This is a genomic window from Streptomyces sp. NPDC004838 (assembly GCF_053600955.1).
The window spans coordinates 76107-91605 of sequence record NZ_JBSGAW010000006.1 but is presented as its reverse complement, the minus strand read 5'-3'; the positions used below and the strand labels follow the sequence as shown (position 1 = coordinate 91605).

14 protein-coding genes are annotated in these 15499 nt (G+C 71.6%); 10 read left to right on the top strand and 4 right to left on the bottom strand.

Annotation, left to right across the window (positions count from 1 at the left end; genetic code table 11):
- Positions 1–29: 29 nt before the first annotated feature.
- From ACWEFL_RS09255 to ACWEFL_RS09245, 3 genes are read left to right on the top strand one after another with little or no spacing between them, the layout of a single operon-like run.
- Positions 30–878: a fumarylacetoacetate hydrolase family protein gene (locus tag ACWEFL_RS09255; RefSeq protein ID WP_451709689.1), complete on the top strand. Its 849-nt coding sequence runs from the start codon at positions 30–32 to the stop codon at positions 876–878.
- A complete protein-coding gene (gene mhpA / locus ACWEFL_RS09250; protein WP_451709686.1) occupies positions 878–2599 on the top strand; it encodes a bifunctional 3-(3-hydroxy-phenyl)propionate/3-hydroxycinnamic acid hydroxylase MhpA in 1722 nt (573 codons plus the stop codon). The genes ACWEFL_RS09255 and mhpA overlap by 1 nt, the downstream gene beginning before the upstream one ends.
- A 52-nt stretch (positions 2600–2651) precedes the next feature.
- Positions 2652–3617, top strand: coding sequence for a VOC family protein (locus tag ACWEFL_RS09245; RefSeq protein ID WP_451709683.1), 966 nt, complete (start codon positions 2652–2654; stop codon positions 3615–3617).
- A gap of 96 nt (positions 3618–3713) precedes the next feature.
- On the opposite strand, the gene ACWEFL_RS09240 is transcribed toward ACWEFL_RS09245, so the two are convergent.
- The 3 genes from ACWEFL_RS09240 to ACWEFL_RS09230 form a co-directional block, all read right to left on the bottom strand.
- Positions 3714–4640: an SDR family oxidoreductase gene (locus ACWEFL_RS09240; protein ID WP_451709681.1), complete on the bottom strand. Its 927-nt coding sequence runs from the start codon at positions 4638–4640 to the stop codon at positions 3714–3716.
- A 77-nt stretch (positions 4641–4717) separates the two neighbouring features.
- Positions 4718–5455 (bottom strand): SDR family oxidoreductase, encoded by a 738-nt coding sequence (locus tag ACWEFL_RS09235; RefSeq protein WP_451709678.1) that lies wholly within the window; start codon positions 5453–5455, stop codon positions 4718–4720.
- A 161-nt stretch (positions 5456–5616) separates the two neighbouring features.
- A complete protein-coding gene (locus ACWEFL_RS09230; protein ID WP_451709676.1) occupies positions 5617–6315 on the bottom strand; it encodes a TetR/AcrR family transcriptional regulator in 699 nt (232 codons plus the stop codon).
- Positions 6316–6603: 288 nt separating this feature from the next.
- Between ACWEFL_RS09230 and ACWEFL_RS09225 the strand changes: the two genes are divergently transcribed.
- From ACWEFL_RS09225 to ACWEFL_RS09210, 4 genes are read left to right on the top strand one after another with little or no spacing between them, the layout of a single operon-like run.
- A complete protein-coding gene (locus ACWEFL_RS09225) occupies positions 6604–7371 on the top strand; it encodes a crotonase/enoyl-CoA hydratase family protein (RefSeq protein WP_451709673.1) in 768 nt (255 codons plus the stop codon).
- Positions 7368–8510 carry a CaiB/BaiF CoA transferase family protein gene (locus ACWEFL_RS09220; RefSeq protein ID WP_451709670.1) on the top strand — a complete coding sequence of 381 codons (1143 nt, stop codon included), beginning with the start codon at positions 7368–7370 and terminating at the stop codon, positions 8508–8510. The genes ACWEFL_RS09225 and ACWEFL_RS09220 overlap by 4 nt, the downstream gene beginning before the upstream one ends.
- A complete protein-coding gene (locus ACWEFL_RS09215; protein WP_451709667.1) occupies positions 8507–10195 on the top strand; it encodes a class I adenylate-forming enzyme family protein in 1689 nt (562 codons plus the stop codon). Before ACWEFL_RS09220 ends, ACWEFL_RS09215 begins: the two co-directional genes overlap by 4 nt.
- Positions 10196–10210: 15 nt before the next feature.
- Positions 10211–10609, top strand: a complete 399-nt coding sequence (locus ACWEFL_RS09210; RefSeq protein WP_451709665.1) for a Zn-ribbon domain-containing OB-fold protein — start codon at positions 10211–10213, stop codon at positions 10607–10609.
- A gap of 351 nt (positions 10610–10960) precedes the next feature.
- Here ACWEFL_RS09210 and ACWEFL_RS09205 read toward each other — a convergent pair whose 3' ends face one another.
- On the bottom strand, positions 10961–11800 hold the full coding sequence (locus ACWEFL_RS09205) for an SDR family oxidoreductase (RefSeq protein WP_451709662.1): 840 nt from the start codon (positions 11798–11800) through the stop codon (positions 10961–10963).
- Between the two features lie 194 nt (positions 11801–11994).
- Here ACWEFL_RS09205 and ACWEFL_RS09200 point away from each other — a divergent pair, with 194 nt between their 5' ends.
- The 3 genes from ACWEFL_RS09200 (at position 11995) to ACWEFL_RS09190 (ending at position 15397) form a co-directional block, all read left to right on the top strand.
- The gene (locus ACWEFL_RS09200) at positions 11995–13149 is read left to right on the top strand and encodes an acyl-CoA dehydrogenase family protein (RefSeq protein WP_451709660.1); all 1155 of its coding nucleotides are present in this window, start codon (positions 11995–11997) and stop codon (positions 13147–13149) included.
- A 236-nt stretch (positions 13150–13385) separates the two neighbouring features.
- Positions 13386–14144, top strand: coding sequence for a 3-hydroxyacyl-CoA dehydrogenase (locus tag ACWEFL_RS09195; protein ID WP_451709657.1), 759 nt, complete (start codon positions 13386–13388; stop codon positions 14142–14144).
- Between the two features lie 80 nt (positions 14145–14224).
- Positions 14225–15397, top strand: coding sequence for a thiolase family protein (locus ACWEFL_RS09190; RefSeq protein WP_451709654.1), 1173 nt, complete (start codon positions 14225–14227; stop codon positions 15395–15397).
- Positions 15398–15499: the final 102 nt, after the last annotated feature.

Below are 15499 nucleotides of genomic sequence, written 5' to 3'. Positions count from 1 at the left end.
TCCCGCGTTCCTTCTCCGAAAGGCTTCCCATGCGGTTGGCGAATCTAGGCGGACGGCTGTCCCTCGTCCACGGCGACGGCCTGGTCGACATCGAGCGGCTCAGCGAAGGGCGCTTCGGACCCGACCCGCAGCAGGCCCTCGAGCGCTGGGACGAACTGTCCCGCTGGATCGCGACGGCCGAGCTCGAGGGCGCCGAGGTGCTCCCGTTCCGGCCGGAAGACCTGGGACCGCCCGTTCCGGCCCCCCGGCAGGTGTTCGCCGTCGGACTGAACTACGACGAGCACGCCCGTGAATCCGGCTTCGTGCGCCCGGCCACGCCACTGATCTTCACCAAGTACCAGTCCTCGCTCACCGGGCCGGTGAGCACCGTGGAGCTGCCCACGGACACCGTCGACTGGGAGGTGGAACTGGTCGCCGTCATCGGGCGCGAGGCCCGGAATGTCTCCGCGGACGAGAGCTGGTCCTACGTCGCCGGACTCACCGTCGGCCAGGACCTCTCCGAACGCACCTCCCAGCACGCCGGCCCCGCTCCGCAGTTCAGTCTTGCCAAGTCCTTCCCCGGATTCTCGCCGACCGGCCCGTTCCTGGTCACGGCGGACGAACTCGACGACCCCGACGATCTGGCGCTGAGCTGCGAGGTCGACGGCGTGGTGCTCCAGAAGGGACGCACCAGCCAGATGATCTTCCCGGTGCGGGAGCTGATCGCCTACCTCTCGTCCATCGTGACCCTCCACCCCGGCGACCTGATCTTCACCGGTACGCCCGCCGGAGTCGGCGCGGGCCGGACCCCGCCGCTCTACCTGCGGCCGGGGCAGACCCTGCACAGCCGTGTCGCCGGCCTGGGCGACCTCCGGCAGACCTTCACCGGAGGAGCCTGATGCCCACCAAACCGCGATCCCGCAACGATGCCTCCGCCACAGCGGACGGCGACAGGATTCACGACCTTCTGATCGTCGGCGGCGGCTCCGTGGGCCTGACGCTGGGCGCGACCTGGGCGATGCTCGGCCGCGACGCCGTCGTCTTCGACCGGCAGCCGCACCTGTACGGCCTGCCCCGGGTCGGCCACATCGATCACGAGATCATGCGGATGCTCCAGCAACTGGGCGCCGAAGGCCCCACCCTGGAGGACGCCTACGCGACGACGAGCTACACCTGGATCAACGCCGAGGGCGAGACCCTGCTGGAGTTCCCCTGGGGCGAGGAGGGCATCTCCGGCTGGCACTCCGACTACATGCAGAACTCCGCCATCCTGGAACGCAGCCTGCTCGACCGGGTGCTCCGGTCCCAGACCGTCGCGCACATGCCGAGCTGGGAGGTCGTGGACCTCGTCCAGCACGACGACCACGTCGAACTGACCGTGGAACGCACCCGCACGGCTCCGGGTGAGCCACGGCCCGTCCTCACCGGTGAGCAGCGCCGGTTCCGCGGCCGGTACGTCGTCGCCTGCGACGGAGCCGGCAGCCGGACCCGCCGACTGCTGGGCATCGACCGGGACGATCTGGGTTTCAACGAGAAGTGGCTGGTCGTCGACGCCCGGATCAAACGCCCGTTCTCGCTGGCCTTCGACTCCGGCCAGGTCTGCGACCCGCGCCGGCCGACGACCGTACTCCCGCTGGGCAAGGACCACCGACGGTGGGAGTGGCATCTGCGGCCGGACGAGAACCCCGAGGACTTCCTCGGACCCGACAAGGCATGGGAACTTCTCGCGCCGTTCGACGTCACCGAGGACGACGTCGAACCGGTCCGGCAGCTCGTCTACACCTTCGAAGCACGCATCGCCCACCGCTGGCGCTCCGGCCGTGTCTTCCTGGCCGGTGACGCCGCCCACACCATGCCGCCCTTCATGGGCCAGGGCATGTGCTCGGGCATGCGGGACGCCCGCAACCTCGCCTGGAAACTCGATCTGGTGCTCTCCGGCGCGGCCGGTGAGACGCTGCTCGACACCTACCAGGTCGAGCGCGACCCCCATGTCAGGGACTGGACGGTCATCTCCCTGGAGAGCGGCAAGATCCCCTGCATCATCGACCCGGAAGAGGCCCGCAAACGCGACGAGATGTTCCGCGCCGGCTTCCGCCCGCCCATGCCGGACTTTCCGCAACTCGTCCATGGAGTCCTGCACCGCGGACCCGACGGCGGCCCGGCGGGACCCGCCGGGGAACTCGGGCTCCAAGGGCGCGTCCGGATCGGCGACCGGACCGACCTGTTCGACCGCCTGCTGCCCACCACCGGCTTCACCGTCGTCAGCATCGCCGGCGACCCGCGCACCGCACTCGGACCCCGGCGCACCGCCGCTCTGGAAAGCCTCGGCTGTCATTTCTTCACGGTGCGCCCCGCCGCCTCCGGCCCGGACAGCGGCTCCGGCACACCGAGCACCACCGACATCGTCGACGTCGACGGAACCTACGCCGAGTACTTCCGCACCCGGGGCATCGAGGTCGTCGTCAACAGGCCGGACTTCTATGTCTTCGGCGGCGGGGACCTGGCCGGTCTGGCAGCGCTCGCCGACGACCTCCTCGGCCAGACCGCCGCCGTGCGGCCCGCCCCCGCCGACCGGGACCGCGAGCCCGGCACCGCGGTCCTGGGAAGCGGCCGAGCATGAGCACCGACCGGCACCGCCCCGTCCCGCACGACCACCCGCAGAGGAGGAACCCGTGCCACTCCACAGGATTGAGCAGCTGACCCTCGGAGTGCCCGACGTCGCCGCCGCGGCCGTCTTCTACGAGGACTTCGGCCTCCACCGAAGCCGCACCACGACCACCCCCGGTGCCGAACACGGCGCCCTCGTCTTCGGGACCACCGACGGCGGCGACCAGCTCCGCCTGGTGCACAGCCCCCGGCGCCGGCTGATGGAGGCCACGTTCGCCGCCGACGATCCCGACGACCTGGCACGCGTCACGAGCGCCCTGCGGCGTCTGGACCTCCCGGCGCCGGTCACCACGACCGGCACCGGGGCGGAGACCGAGTGCGTGGCGGTGGAGCCGGCCACCGGCGTCGTCGTCCGTGTGGTCGTCCGCTCCCGCCTGGTGCAGCCGCCCGTACCGGCTCCCGTGTACAACGGACCCGGCCGCACGCCCCGCACAGCTCAGCGCTCTCCCGCCCTGCTGCGTCCCGACCCGGTCCGGCCGCGCCGGCTGGGCCACTTCGTCCTGGGCACCACGGACTTCGACACCACGCGCCGGTTCTTCACCGAAGGGCTGGAGTTCAAGGTCAGCGACATCGTCAAGGACGTCGGAGTGTTCCTGCGGTGCTCCACCGACCATCACAACCTGCTGGTCCAGCGAGCCCCCGTGCCCTTTCTGCACCACACCAGCTGGCAGGTCGACGACGTCGACGAGGTCGGCCGCGGTGCGATGAGCATGCTGGAGACGGACCCCGGCCGCCATGTGTGGGGGCTCGGCCGCCACTACGCCGGCAGTAACTTCTTCTGGTACCTGAAGGACCCGGCCGGCAACTTCGCCGAGTACCACAGCGACATGGACTGCATCCCCGAAGACGCGTTGTGGACTCCTGAGGAGCTCGAAGGAGCCCGCGGGCTCTTCCAGTGGGGTCCGCCGCCCCCGCCCTCCTTCATCAGGCCCGAAGATCTGGCGGACAGGATGGTCTCCAGCCACCCGTGAGGGCGGGCCGCGTGCGCGGCGCGCTGAGGAGCGGGCGAGGAAAGACGTGGGGCGACCGGGAGATTCCCGGTCGCCCCACGTGGGGTTCAGGCCGCGTCAGCCGTTCACCTGGTTCACCTGGTTCACCTGGTTCACCGGGTTCAGCGTGAGAAGGTCGGCGAGGCCCACGCGGGTGAGGAACTCGCTTCGGACCCGGTCGGCGACGTCCGAGACCTCTTCGGATCCGTCGTCGATCGGGTCGATGGTGACCCGGTGGGGGCGCTGTCCGTCGGGAAGCGCGACGATACGGGCGATCTCGTCGGCGACGAGGGACGCCTCGGCGCCTTCGGGGGAGAGCGCCGCGAGCTTCTCGCCCACCTGACCGACCAGACCGGCGTACTTGGCCTCGTACTCCGCCGCGACCTCGTGGTCCAGCGGATGCCCCGCGTTGGCGAAGTGGTTGGTGCCGCTCGTGAACGCCCCGGGCACCACGATGGAGGTCTCCACTCCCCAACGGGCCAGTTCGGCCGCGTAGCTGACGGCGAGGGAGTCCATCGCGGCCTTGGCGGCGAAGTACGGCGCCAGGTAGGGCGGGGTGCCGCCGTAGACACTGGTGCTGGAGACCCAGATCACCAGACCCCGGCCCGCGTGACGCATGCTGGGCAGAGCGGCGCGGTTGACACGCTGCGTCGACAGCGTGTTCACGTCGTACTGGGCGGCGAGCTGCTCAGGAGTGAACGCCTCGGTGGGCCCGGCGACCAGATGACCGGCATTGTGGATGAGGACGTCGATACGGCCGTGCTCCTTGAGGATCAGGCCGACCGCGGTGTCGACGGATTCCTGAGAGGTGACGTCGAGTTCGACGGAGCGCAGGTCGACGCCGCGCTCATCGCTGTACGCGGCGGCGGCTTCGGCCTGGGGTGCGTTGCGGGTGGTGGTCTGGCGCATCCCGGCGTACACGACATGCCCGGCGTCCGCGAGGGCGCGAGCGGTGAGAGCGCCGAAACCGCTGGAGGCGCCGGTGATGAGGACGATTCTGCTCATGGTCACTGTCTCCTGGTTTCTGGAGGAACGGGCTCGGGCCGCCGCCGTGGCGACGACGGCGCTTGCGCGCGCGGCGGTCAGGCGATGCCGCCGTTGGCGTACAGGATCTGACCGTTGACCCACCGGGCCGGTCCGGCGAGGAACGCCACGGCCTCGGCGATGTCCTGCGGTGCGCCCAGGCGTTCGAGCGGCGCCGCCTTGGCCAGGTTGTCGATCGTGGCTTCGTCCTTGCCGTCGAGGAAGAGCGGCGTGGCGGTCGGTCCCGGGGCCACGGCGTTGACGGTGATGTCCTTGCCCCGCAGCTCGCGGGCCAGTACGAGCGTCATGGCCTCGACCGCTCCCTTGCTCGCCGCGTACGCGGCGTAGGTCGGGGGCCGGAGCCGGGTGACGGAGGTGGAGAAGTTGATGATCGCGCCACCGCCGCGTACGCGCCGGGCCGCCTGCTGGGAGACCACGAAGGTGCCGCGGATGTTGGTGCGGTGCATACGGTCGAGGTCGTCGAGGTCCAGCGTCGCGACAGGTGTAAGGATCATGATGCCGGCGGTGTTGACGACGACGTCGACGCCGCCGAACTCCCGCTCCACCGCGTCGAAGGCGGCGGACATGGCGTGCTCGTCGGCGATGTCGCCGCCCACCGCCACGGCTCTGCCTCCGGCCGAGGTGATGGCGGCGACCGTTTCGTCGGCCCTGGCCTTGTTGCCCCCGTAGTGCACGCCGACGGCCATGCCGTCCGCGGCCAGGCGCTCCGAGACCGCACGGCCGATCCCGCCGGAGCCGCCGGTGACGAGGGCGACTCGGGTCGTGTCGTTGCTCATGATGTGTCCTTCGGTGTTGTCGAACGGGGCGTGGGAGGGTGCGTGCGCCCGGCTGCGGGCGTGTTCGTCCGGCGTCGCGACCCCTGTGGGCCGCGGCGGTGCGGACGGTATGGACTCAGGAGGGAGGGTTGTGCGGACTTCGACGGCGTGGGTCGGCCGGGTCAGCTCTGCGCACCGGATCCCGGGATCTGGGCCAGCCACTGTTGGAGCAGCGCGGACTCGGCGGGTGTGAAGGGCTCGGGAGTGAACTCGTCCATGGACGACAGCAGCGTGGTGGCGGCTGCCCGCCGTGCGTCACGCACCGCGGTGTCCGCCGCCGGGTCGAGGAGGATGGCCCGGTGGATCGCGTCGCGGACCATGACGGAGACGTCCATGTCGGGGTACAGCGTGGGACGCGTGATCAGGGCGAGGGCGACGCCGGTGTTCGCCGACATGACCATGCGCGCCGCCGCGTCCGGTGCGACGCGCAGACGCCCCTGCCTGGCGAGCCGGTCGAGGACCTGGCGGAGGATGCGCATCGCCTCCTCCGCCGCCTCGGGAGCCGAACCCGGCGCCGAGGAGAACATCAGCTTGTAGGCGTTGGGATGCGCCAGCGCGAACGCGGTGTGGCTGTCCCATCCCGCCCGCAGATCCCGCAACGGGTCCTCGGACTCCCCGGCGGCCCTCTTGGTGCTCAGGTACTGATCCCAGACGTAGTCGACCGTGGCATTGAGCAGCCCGTTCTTGTCGCCGAAGAGTCGGTACAGCACGGGCTGCTGGACACCGGCGGCCTCGCTGATCGCGCGGGTCGACACGTCACCGCTGGGGGAGCGGGCGAGCAGTTCCGCAGCCGCCTCGATTATCGATGACCTCGTATCCATGCGATCGACGATAACAGGGGCTGTATTCAATGACAACAGAAATCTGTTATCGCTGATCCAGCGTGTCGGGGGGCGTTCGTCTTCCGGCGGCGGGAGCTGCCCGCGGGCCCGTATGGCCACCCTTCCGGCAGGTGAAAGGGTGCGGGGTGGATCACAGGGGGTGGACACACCGGCACGAGCCTCGTAACTTAACGAATGTTCGACCAGGCTTCCGGGTGTCCGCGTCACCCGGAAACCGAGGCCGACCTCGTGCACGTCGCAGTCCGTGATCCAGAGCCGGGAGCCCCCATGGCCGACGCAGTACTCACCGAGTTCCGTGATGACGGAATCACCGTCATCACCATCAACCGACCCGAGGCCCGCAACGCGGTCAACCGGGCGGTCGCCGAGGGCGTCGCCGCGGCGCTCGACGAACTCGACCGCAGAGAGGAGCAGGTCGCCGGCGTCATCACCGGGGCCGGCGGGACGTTCTGCTCCGGTATGGACCTCAAGGCGTTCCTGGCGGGGGAGCGGCCCGTGATCGAGGGGCGCGGGCTCGCCGGGATCACGGAGGCGCCGCCGCGGAAGCCGTTGATCGCGGCCGTCGAGGGGTACGCCCTGGCCGGCGGCTGTGAGATCGTCCTGGCCTGCGACATGGTCGTCGCCGCCGACGACGCGCGGTTCGGCATCCCCGAGGTGAAGCGGGGGCTCGTCGCGGCCGCCGGCGGACTGCTGCGGCTGCCCCGCCGCATCCCCCCGCAGATCGCCATGGAGATCGCTCTCACCGGCGATTTCCTCGACGCCCAGCGCGCCCACGCCTTCGGACTCGTCAACCGGCTGACCGCGGCGGGCGGGGCACTGGACGGCGCACTGGAACTGGCCCGCACCATCGCCGCCAACGGTCCCCTCGCCGTACGCGCCACCAAGCGGATCCTCACCGAATCCGCCGCCTGGAGCGCCGACGAGGAGTGGGCGCGCATGCGGGAGATCACCGCACCCGTCTTCGCCTCCGAGGACGCCGCCGAAGGCCCCCGCGCCTTCGCCGAGAAGCGCGCCCCGCGCTGGACCGGGCGGTGAGCGCCGGACCGCTCGCCGGGGTTCGCGTCGTCGAACTGGGCGGGCTCGGGCCCGGCCCGTTCTGCGGCATGCTGCTCGCCGATCTGGGCGCCGAGGTCATCCGCGTCGACCGCCCCGCGGAGGCCGGCGGCCCCGCCAGGTTCCCCGTGCTGCACCGCGGCAGGCGTTCCGTCACGGTCGACCTCAAGCACCCCGAGGGGGTCGAGGTCGTACGGAGGCTGATCGGCGGCGCGGACGCCGTCATCGAGGGGTTCAGGCCCGGTGCCGTCGAACGCCTCGGCCTCGGCCCCGACGTCTGCCTCGCCGCCCGCCCCGCCCTGGTGTACGGACGGATGACCGGCTGGGGCCAGGACGGGCCGCTCGCCCAGGAGCCCGGTCACGACATCAACTACATCGCCCTGGCGGGAGCGCTGCACGCCATCGGTCCCTCCGGCGGCGACCCCGTGGTGCCCCTGAACCTGGTCGGCGACTTCGGCGGCGGCGGGATGCTGCTCGCCCTCGGCCTCGTCAGCGCCCTGCTGCACGCCCGCGCCACCGGACAGGGGCAGGTCGTCGACGCCGCGATGACCGACGGCACCGCGCTGCTGCTCGCCATGACGTACGGGTTCCTCGCGCAGGGCCAGTGGCAGGACCGGCCCGGAGTGAACCTGCTGGACGGCGGCGCCCCCTTCTACGGCGTCTACCGCTGCTCCGACGGCGGTCATGTCGCCCTCGGCGCACTGGAACCGCAGTTCTACGCCTCACTGCTGGACGTCCTCGGCCTGAGCGACGACCCCGACTTCGCCAGGCAGCGCGACCGCGCGGCCTGGCCGGCGATGCGAGAGCGCCTCACGGAGATCTTCGCAAGCCGCCCCCGCGACGCATGGGCGGCCGAGTTCGCGGGTCGGGGCGCGTGCGTCACCCCGGTCCTCTCGCTCACCGAAGCCGCCGAGCACCCGCACAACATCGCCCGCGGCACCCACCGGCCCGGTCCGCACGGCGGCCATGAGCCCGCGGCCGCCCCCCGGTTCAGCGTGACCGCCGCGGGAGCCCCCGCGCCGGCTCCGCGCGTCGGCGCGCACACCGACGAGATACTGAACGCGGCGGGCTTCGACGACCAGCACATCACCGCTATGCGCGAAAAGGGGATCATCGGGTGAAGCACTATCTTCCGGCGGGCATGCCGGACCGGCTCGACTACCCCGACCGCACCGTGGGCGACCTCCTCGCCGGGGCCGCGCGCCGGCACGCCGACCGGACGGCGCTGCGTGACGGCGACCTCACCCTCACCTTCGCCGAACTGTACGACCACGCCCTGCGCGTCGCACGGGGACTGCGCGAACGCGGTGTGCGCAAGGGCGACGCCGTGGCGCTGCACCAGCCCAACTCGGCCTGGTTCACCGTCACGTACTACGGCGTGCTCCTCGCGGGCGCCGCCGTCACGCCCGTCAACCCCGCTCTGCCCCCGGCGGCGCTGCGCGAGCAGCTCACCGAGGCGGCGGCCGTCGCCGCGTTCACCCACCCCACGACCCGCGCCGCGCTGGAGAGTGCGGGCGTGCCCGGTCTGCGGCTGGTGGTCGAGGTGCCCGCCACGGCGATGGCGCCCGCCCCCGAGCAGGCGGGACGCGGCGGCGTACGACTGGAGGACCTGCTCGCCGGCCCACGGGCCGCCGCCACGGCCGTCACGGGCGACGACGTCGCGCACCTCTCGTTCACCGGAGGCACCACCGGCCGGTCGAAGGCCGTCCGCGTACTGCACCGCAACGTGGTGGCGAACTCCCTCCAGATGGCGTGCTGGCGCGGCGGCGCGCTCCCGCGCGTCGACGCCGAGGGCGGTGTCTACCTGGAGCCGGTGGCGGCGGCGCAGACCCCGCACACCTTCCCCGTCGACGGCTCCGTCACCGTCGCCCTCGCACCCATGTTCCACGCCATGGGCCTGGTCAGCCAGAACCTGAGCACCCTGCTGGGGACGACCGTGATCGTCTTCGGACGGTTCGACGCCGAACGGTACGTTCGCGCCGTCGAGCGGCACCGCGTCACCTCCGTACCCGGTTCGCCGTCCCTCTTCCACGCGCTGCTCGCCCTGCCCGGCATCGAGGAGGCGGACCTGAGCTCCGTACGCGTCGTCAACTCCGGCGCGGCCCCCATCGACTCCCACACCCTGCGCCGACTGCACGCCCTGTTCCCCAACGCCTGCGTCATCGAGGGCTACGGACTGACCGAGGCGACCATGGCGCTCACCACCCATCCCATGGAACGCGGCGGCGTGATCCCCCTCGGCAGCGTCGGCGCGCCCGTGTTCGACACCGAGATCGAGATCCGCCGTCTGGACGGCGGTCCCGCCGTGCCCGTGGGCGAGACGGGCGAGGTGTGGGCGCGCGGCCCGCAGATCACCGACGGCTACCAGGGCCACCCCGAGCTGACCGCCGAGCAGTACCAAGGCGGCTGGCTGCGCACGGGCGACCTCGGCCGTCTCGACGAGGACGGCTGGCTCTTCCTCGTCGGCCGGGCGAAGGACATGCTGATCTACAAGGGGTACAACGTGTACCCGACGCCGTTGGAGGACCTCCTCCACCGGCACCCGGCTGTGGCGCAGGCATCGGTGATCGGCGTAGCGCACGCCGAGGCCGGCGAGATTCCCGTCGCGTACGTCGTCGTGCGCGAAGGCCGCGAACCCGGGCCCGCACTCGCCGCCGAGCTGATGGAGTACGTCGGCGAACACGTCGCGCCCTACCAGCGGGTGCGCGAGATCCGGTTCATGGGGGCCCTGCCCGTCTCGGCGGCCGGAAAGATCCTGAAGACCGAACTGCGCCGCAACCACCTCCCGGCCCCGGCCGGCGACTGAGAAAGCCGCTTCCCCATGTACGTGCGAACCGTCCGGCGAGAGGAGTCCACCGGCCACCCGACGCGGGTCGCCGAACTCCGTTTCCAGCGCTGCGCCTGGTGCTCGACCGTCGTGCTGCGCGCCTCCCTGCTCTGTCCGGCGTGCGGCTCCACCGAACTGCGCTGGGTGCGCAGCGAGGGCCGGGGCACGGTCTGCACGGTGGAAGTACGGCGCGACGGCCACCGGCACCGCATGGTCAGCGTCGTGGACCTCGGCGAGGGCGTCCGGATGCGCGCCACCGTCGTGGGCGCGCCGCCGGGGGCGGTGCCGTACGGGGCGGCGGTGAGCGTCCGGGAGATAGCCCCCGACGGGCTGCCGGTGTTCGGGGTGGACCCTCCGGCCCGGCGCGGGGAACCCCGGCGCGGGGAACGCTGAGCGCCGCGCTCCGGGCTCCCGGAGAGCGAGCGGTGCATCGCCGGGGCCGGGGGAGGCGGCGGTCGGCGGGGTCGACGCCTGCCTGAAGGGGCCGGTCGCGGCCGGGGTCGGGAGCGGCGCGTGTCACCGCGCCGCCGCCCTGTGGGCCTTCCCCACGATCGTCGGACGGGCAGACACGGCCGGCGGTCCGGTCCGGTCCGACTCAGGGCGGCGCGCGTTCTGACACACCGAGGCCCGCGCGTCCTGACACGCCGAGGGACGGGGCCATGAGAGCGCTGGAGGCCCGAGGGCCGCCCGGAGATCCCTGGAGATCCCGGGCGGCCCTCGGGCCTCTCGCCGTCGGCGGGCCGCTCAGAGGAAGATGTCCTCGCGCAGCGGCTCGGTGCCGGCCGGGTCGGCGCGGTAGCCGTCGAAGTCGGTGACCCCCTCGCCGCGCAGCACGTCCTCGTCGATCAGGCACTGACCCGTGGTGTGTCCCGCAGGGCGGCTGAGGACCGCATGGGCCGCGTCGGCCATGATCCGCGGGGTGCGGCTGACCCGCGCGGCCTCGGCCGCGCCCCGCAGGTTCGTGGTGGCGGCCGTGACGATCGTGGTCCGGGGCCAGAGGCAGTTGGCGGAGAGCCGTCCGTCCGCCCGGTGCTGTTCGGCGACGCCCAGGGTCAGCATGGTCATCCCGTACTTGCTCACGGTGTACGGGGCGTGCTCGCGCAGCCAGCGGGCGTCGGGGTTGAGAGGCGGCGAGAGCGTCAGTACCTGCGCATGGCCGGAGGCGCGCAGATACGGCAGCGCCAGCGAGGTCATCAGGAAGGTGCCGCGCACGTTGACGTCCATCATCAGGTCGTAGCGCTTGAGGGGCAGTTCACCCGGATTCTGCAAGGTGATCGCCGAGGCGTTGTTGACGACCACGTCGATCCCGCCGAACCGCTCTACAGCGGCCTGCACGGCCCGCTGGACGTCTTCCTCCTCGCGTACGTCGCCGACGATCGGCAGCGCCTTGCCGCCCGCTTCCTCGATCTGGGCCGCGGCGGTGTGCACCGTGCCGGGCAGGCGGGCGTCGGGCGTGTCGGTCTTGGCGAGCAGTGCGACGTTCGCCCCGTCGCGGGCGGCCCGCAGGGCGATGGCCAGGCCGATGCCACGGCTGCCGCCGGACATGAGGAGGGTGCGTCCGGCGAGGCCGGTGCGTCCGGTCATGGGGCTGGATCCTCTCGGGGGCGGACGTCGGCGGGCGTCCCAGAGGGTGCGCCGATGGTCCGCGTGAAGCAGGTCACCTGGACAGGGCCCGCACTGAAGGCATAGCTTAACGAGCGTTCGATTAGTCCGTCTGCGATGTCGGCCACACCGGCTTCGCGGAGACGAGCAGACAGCCAGCGTGAGAAGAGGTTGCCGTGCGCCGTACGGTGTTCAACGAGGATCACGAAGCGTTCCGTCAGACGCTGCGGGACTTCATCGAGAAGGAGGTCGTCCCCGTCCACCACGAGTGGGAGGAGGCGGGGCACCCTCCGCGCGACTTCTACCGCAGGCTCGGCGAGCTGGGCGTTCTCGGCATCGAGGTACCGGAGGAGTACGGGGGCGCCGGCGAGGGGTTCAAGTACCAGGCCGTCGTCATGGAGGAGACCGCCCGGGCGGGCGTCGGCTTCGGCAGCTTCTCCGTCCATGCCAACCTGATCCTGCCCTACCTCATGGCCTACGCCACCGAGGAGCAGAAGAAGCGCTGGCTGCCCGGCTTCGTGACCGGCGACCTGATGACGGCCATCGCGATGACCGAACCCGGCACAGGCTCCGACCTCGCCAGCATCCAGACCCGCGCCGAGCTCTCCGGGGACGGCAAGCACTACATCCTCAACGGCGCGAAGACCTTCATCACCGGCGGCGCCCTCGCCGACCTCATCCTGGTCGTCGCGCGGACCACGCCCTTCGACCCCGAGGACCGCCGCGCGGGGCTGTCCATCCTGTGCGTCGAGACCGCGTCCGAGGGCTTCTCGGTCGGCCGCAAGCTGCAGAAGATCGGCATGAAGGCGTCCGACACCGCCGAACTGTCCTTCGTGGACGTGCGGGTACCCGTCGAGAACCTCCTCGGCGAGGAGGGCAAGGGCTTCTCGTACCTGTCCCACAACCTGGCCCAGGAGCGCCTCGCCATCGCCCTGGGCGGTGCGGCGGCGGCCGAGGCCGCGCTGCGGTTCGCCACGCAGTACGTCACCGACCGTACGGTCTTCGGCAAGCCGGTCGCGGCCTTCCAGAACACCAAGTTCGTGCTCGCCGAGTGCGCCACCGAGGCGGAGGCCGCCCGCCTGTTCGCCGACCGCGCCCTGGAACTGCACGCCACCGGCGAGCTGACGTCCGCCGACGCCGCCAAGGCGAAGCTCTTCTGCACCGAGGCCGCGGGCCGCGTCATCGACAAGTGCCTGCAACTGCACGGCGGGTACGGCTACGTCACCGAGTACCCGATCGCCCGCCTGTACGCCGACACCCGCGTCACCCGCATCTACGGCGGCACCAGCGAGGTGATGAAGACGATCATCGCCAAGGACCTCGGACTCTAGGCCGCTTCTGATGGATCTCGCTGGGCTCGCGTGCCCTGGCACCGCTCCCCCTGGGTCTGGCGGCCCGGGAGGTGCCCCCACCCTGGGCCTGGCGGCCCGGGAGGTACCCCCACCGCATGGACTCCCTCCTCCGCCTTGCGATCCACGGCACCAGACCCCGCTCCCTGACCCAGCCTGATCCACCGGAAACGACCTAAGCGCGCCCCCCCGACCCCCCAACTCCGCGAAGGACACTCATGCGCATCGACAGCACCTCCTCCGCCCTCGTCACCGGAGGCGCCTCCGGCCTCGGCCGTGCCACCGCCGAACGGCTCGCCGCCGCCAGCGCCAAGGTCGTCGTCTTCGACCTGCCCTCCTCCGACGGCGAGGCCGTCGCCAAGGAGATGGGCGCCGTGTTCGTCCCCGGCGACGTCACCAGCGAGAGCGATGTCACCACCGCCGTCGCGGCGGCCACCGCGCTCGCCCCCCTGCGGGTCACCGTCAACTGCGCCGGCATCGGCGGCGCGGGCCGCACCGTCGGCAAGGACGGCCCATACGACCTCGACCGCTTCCGCAAGGTCGTCGAGGTCAACCTCGTCGGCACCTTCAACGTCATCCGCCTCGCCGCGGCGGCCATGACCGGCAACGAACCGCTGGACGGCGACCGCGGCGTCATCGTGAACACCGCCTCCGTGGCCGCCTACGACGGCCAGATCGGCCAGTGCTCGTACTCCGCCTCCAAGGGCGGGATCGTCGGCATGACCCTGCCGATCGCCCGCGACCTGGCGTCCTCGCAGATCCGCGTCATGACCATCGCGCCCGGCCTCTTCGAGACCCCGCTGCTCGGCCGCCTTCCGCAGGAGGCCCGCGACTCCCTCGGCGCTCAGGTACCGCACCCGAGCCGGCTCGGACTTCCCGCCGAGTACGCGCAGCTCGCCGAGGCCATCATCGCCAACCCCATGCTCAACGGCGAGACGATCCGCCTCGACGGCTCGATCCGCATGGCCCCCCGCTAGCGCCGCGACCGGAGAGACCCGCACCCGCTGACCTCTCCGGCCACAGCACTGGACACCCCCTCTCACAGCAGGAGTTCACGATGCGTGACGCAGTCATCGTCGATGCCGTACGCACCCCGGTCGGCAAGGGGAAGCCGGGCGGCGCCCTGTCCGGCATCCACCCCACCGACCTGTCCGCCCACGTCCTCAAGGCCCTCGCGGAGCGCACCCAGCTCGACCCGGGCACCGTCGACGACGTCATCTGGGGCTGCGTCTCCCAGGTCGGGGAGCAGGCGGGCTCCATCGGCCGGTACTCCGTGCTCGCCGCCGGCTGGCCGGAGCACGTACCCGGACTGACCGTCGACCGCCAGTGCGGCTCGTCGCAGCAAGCCGTGCACCAAGCCGCCGCCGGAGTCGTCGCGGGCCACTACGACATCGTCGTCGCCGGCGGTGTCGAGTCGATGTCCCGGGTCCCGATGGGCTCCACCCGCGCCGACGGCCGCTTCGGCGAACCGTACGGCCCCCTCGTCGGCGAACGCTACAACCACTACCGGTTCAACCAGGGCGTCGGCGCCGAGATGATCGCCGAGGAGTTCGGGCTGACCCGCGAGGAACTCGACCAGCACGCCCTCGACTCCCACGCCCGCGCCGCACGGGCCATCGACGAGGGCCGGTTCACCGGCCAGATCACCCCCGTCACCGTCACGGACGCCGAAGGCGTCAAGCGGGTCTTCGACACCGACGAAGGAGTCCGGCGCGGCGGCACCCTGGAGGCGCTCGGCGGCCTCAAGACGCCGTTCAAGGAGGGCGGGGTCGTCTCCGCCGGCAACGCCTCGCAGATCTCCGACGGCTCGGCGGCGCTGCTGATCACCACGAGCGAGATCGCCGAGCGCAACGGCTGGTCCCCGCTCGCCCGCTTCCACACCGGCGTGGTGACAGGCGTCGACCCGATCACCATGCTCAAGGGCCCGATCCCGGCCACCGCCAAGGCACTGGAGCGCTCCGGCCTCAGCCTCGGCGACATCGGCGCCTTCGAGATCAACGAGGCGTTCGCCTCGGTCTCCCTCGCCTGGCAGCGCCAGACGGGCGCCGACTACGGACTGCTCAACCCCAACGGCGGCGCCATGGCCCTCGGGCACCCGCTCGGAGGCTCGGGCGCCCGCCTGATGACCACCCTCGTCCACCACATGAAGGACCAGGGCATCAGGTTCGGCCTCCAGTCGATGTGCGAGGGCGGCGGCATGGCCAACGCCACGATCCTCGAACTCCTCTGATCCGGTTACGACTGACCCGGCTACGACTGACCCGGTTACGACGCCGGGACGGGCCGCACCGGTCCGCCCCGGCAGCCGCAGCACCCGCTTCACCCGCAGAAG

Coding starts and splice junctions, on each gene's coding strand:
- ACWEFL_RS09190 (WP_451709654.1), top strand. CDS start 14,225: ATGCGTGACGCAGTCATCGTCGATGCCGTACGCACCCCGGTCGGCAAG.
- ACWEFL_RS09205 (WP_451709662.1), bottom strand. CDS start 11,800: ATGACCGGACGCACCGGCCTCGCCGGACGCACCCTCCTCATGTCCGGC.
- ACWEFL_RS09225 (WP_451709673.1), top strand. CDS start 6,604: ATGGCCGACGCAGTACTCACCGAGTTCCGTGATGACGGAATCACCGTC.
- mhpA (WP_451709686.1), top strand. CDS start 878: ATGCCCACCAAACCGCGATCCCGCAACGATGCCTCCGCCACAGCGGAC.
- ACWEFL_RS09210 (WP_451709665.1), top strand. CDS start 10,211: ATGTACGTGCGAACCGTCCGGCGAGAGGAGTCCACCGGCCACCCGACG.
- ACWEFL_RS09255 (WP_451709689.1), top strand. CDS start 30: ATGCGGTTGGCGAATCTAGGCGGACGGCTGTCCCTCGTCCACGGCGAC.
- ACWEFL_RS09235 (WP_451709678.1), bottom strand. CDS start 5,455: ATGAGCAACGACACGACCCGAGTCGCCCTCGTCACCGGCGGCTCCGGC.
- ACWEFL_RS09240 (WP_451709681.1), bottom strand. CDS start 4,640: ATGAGCAGAATCGTCCTCATCACCGGCGCCTCCAGCGGTTTCGGCGCT.
- ACWEFL_RS09230 (WP_451709676.1), bottom strand. CDS start 6,315: ATGGATACGAGGTCATCGATAATCGAGGCGGCTGCGGAACTGCTCGCC.
- ACWEFL_RS09195 (WP_451709657.1), top strand. CDS start 13,386: ATGCGCATCGACAGCACCTCCTCCGCCCTCGTCACCGGAGGCGCCTCC.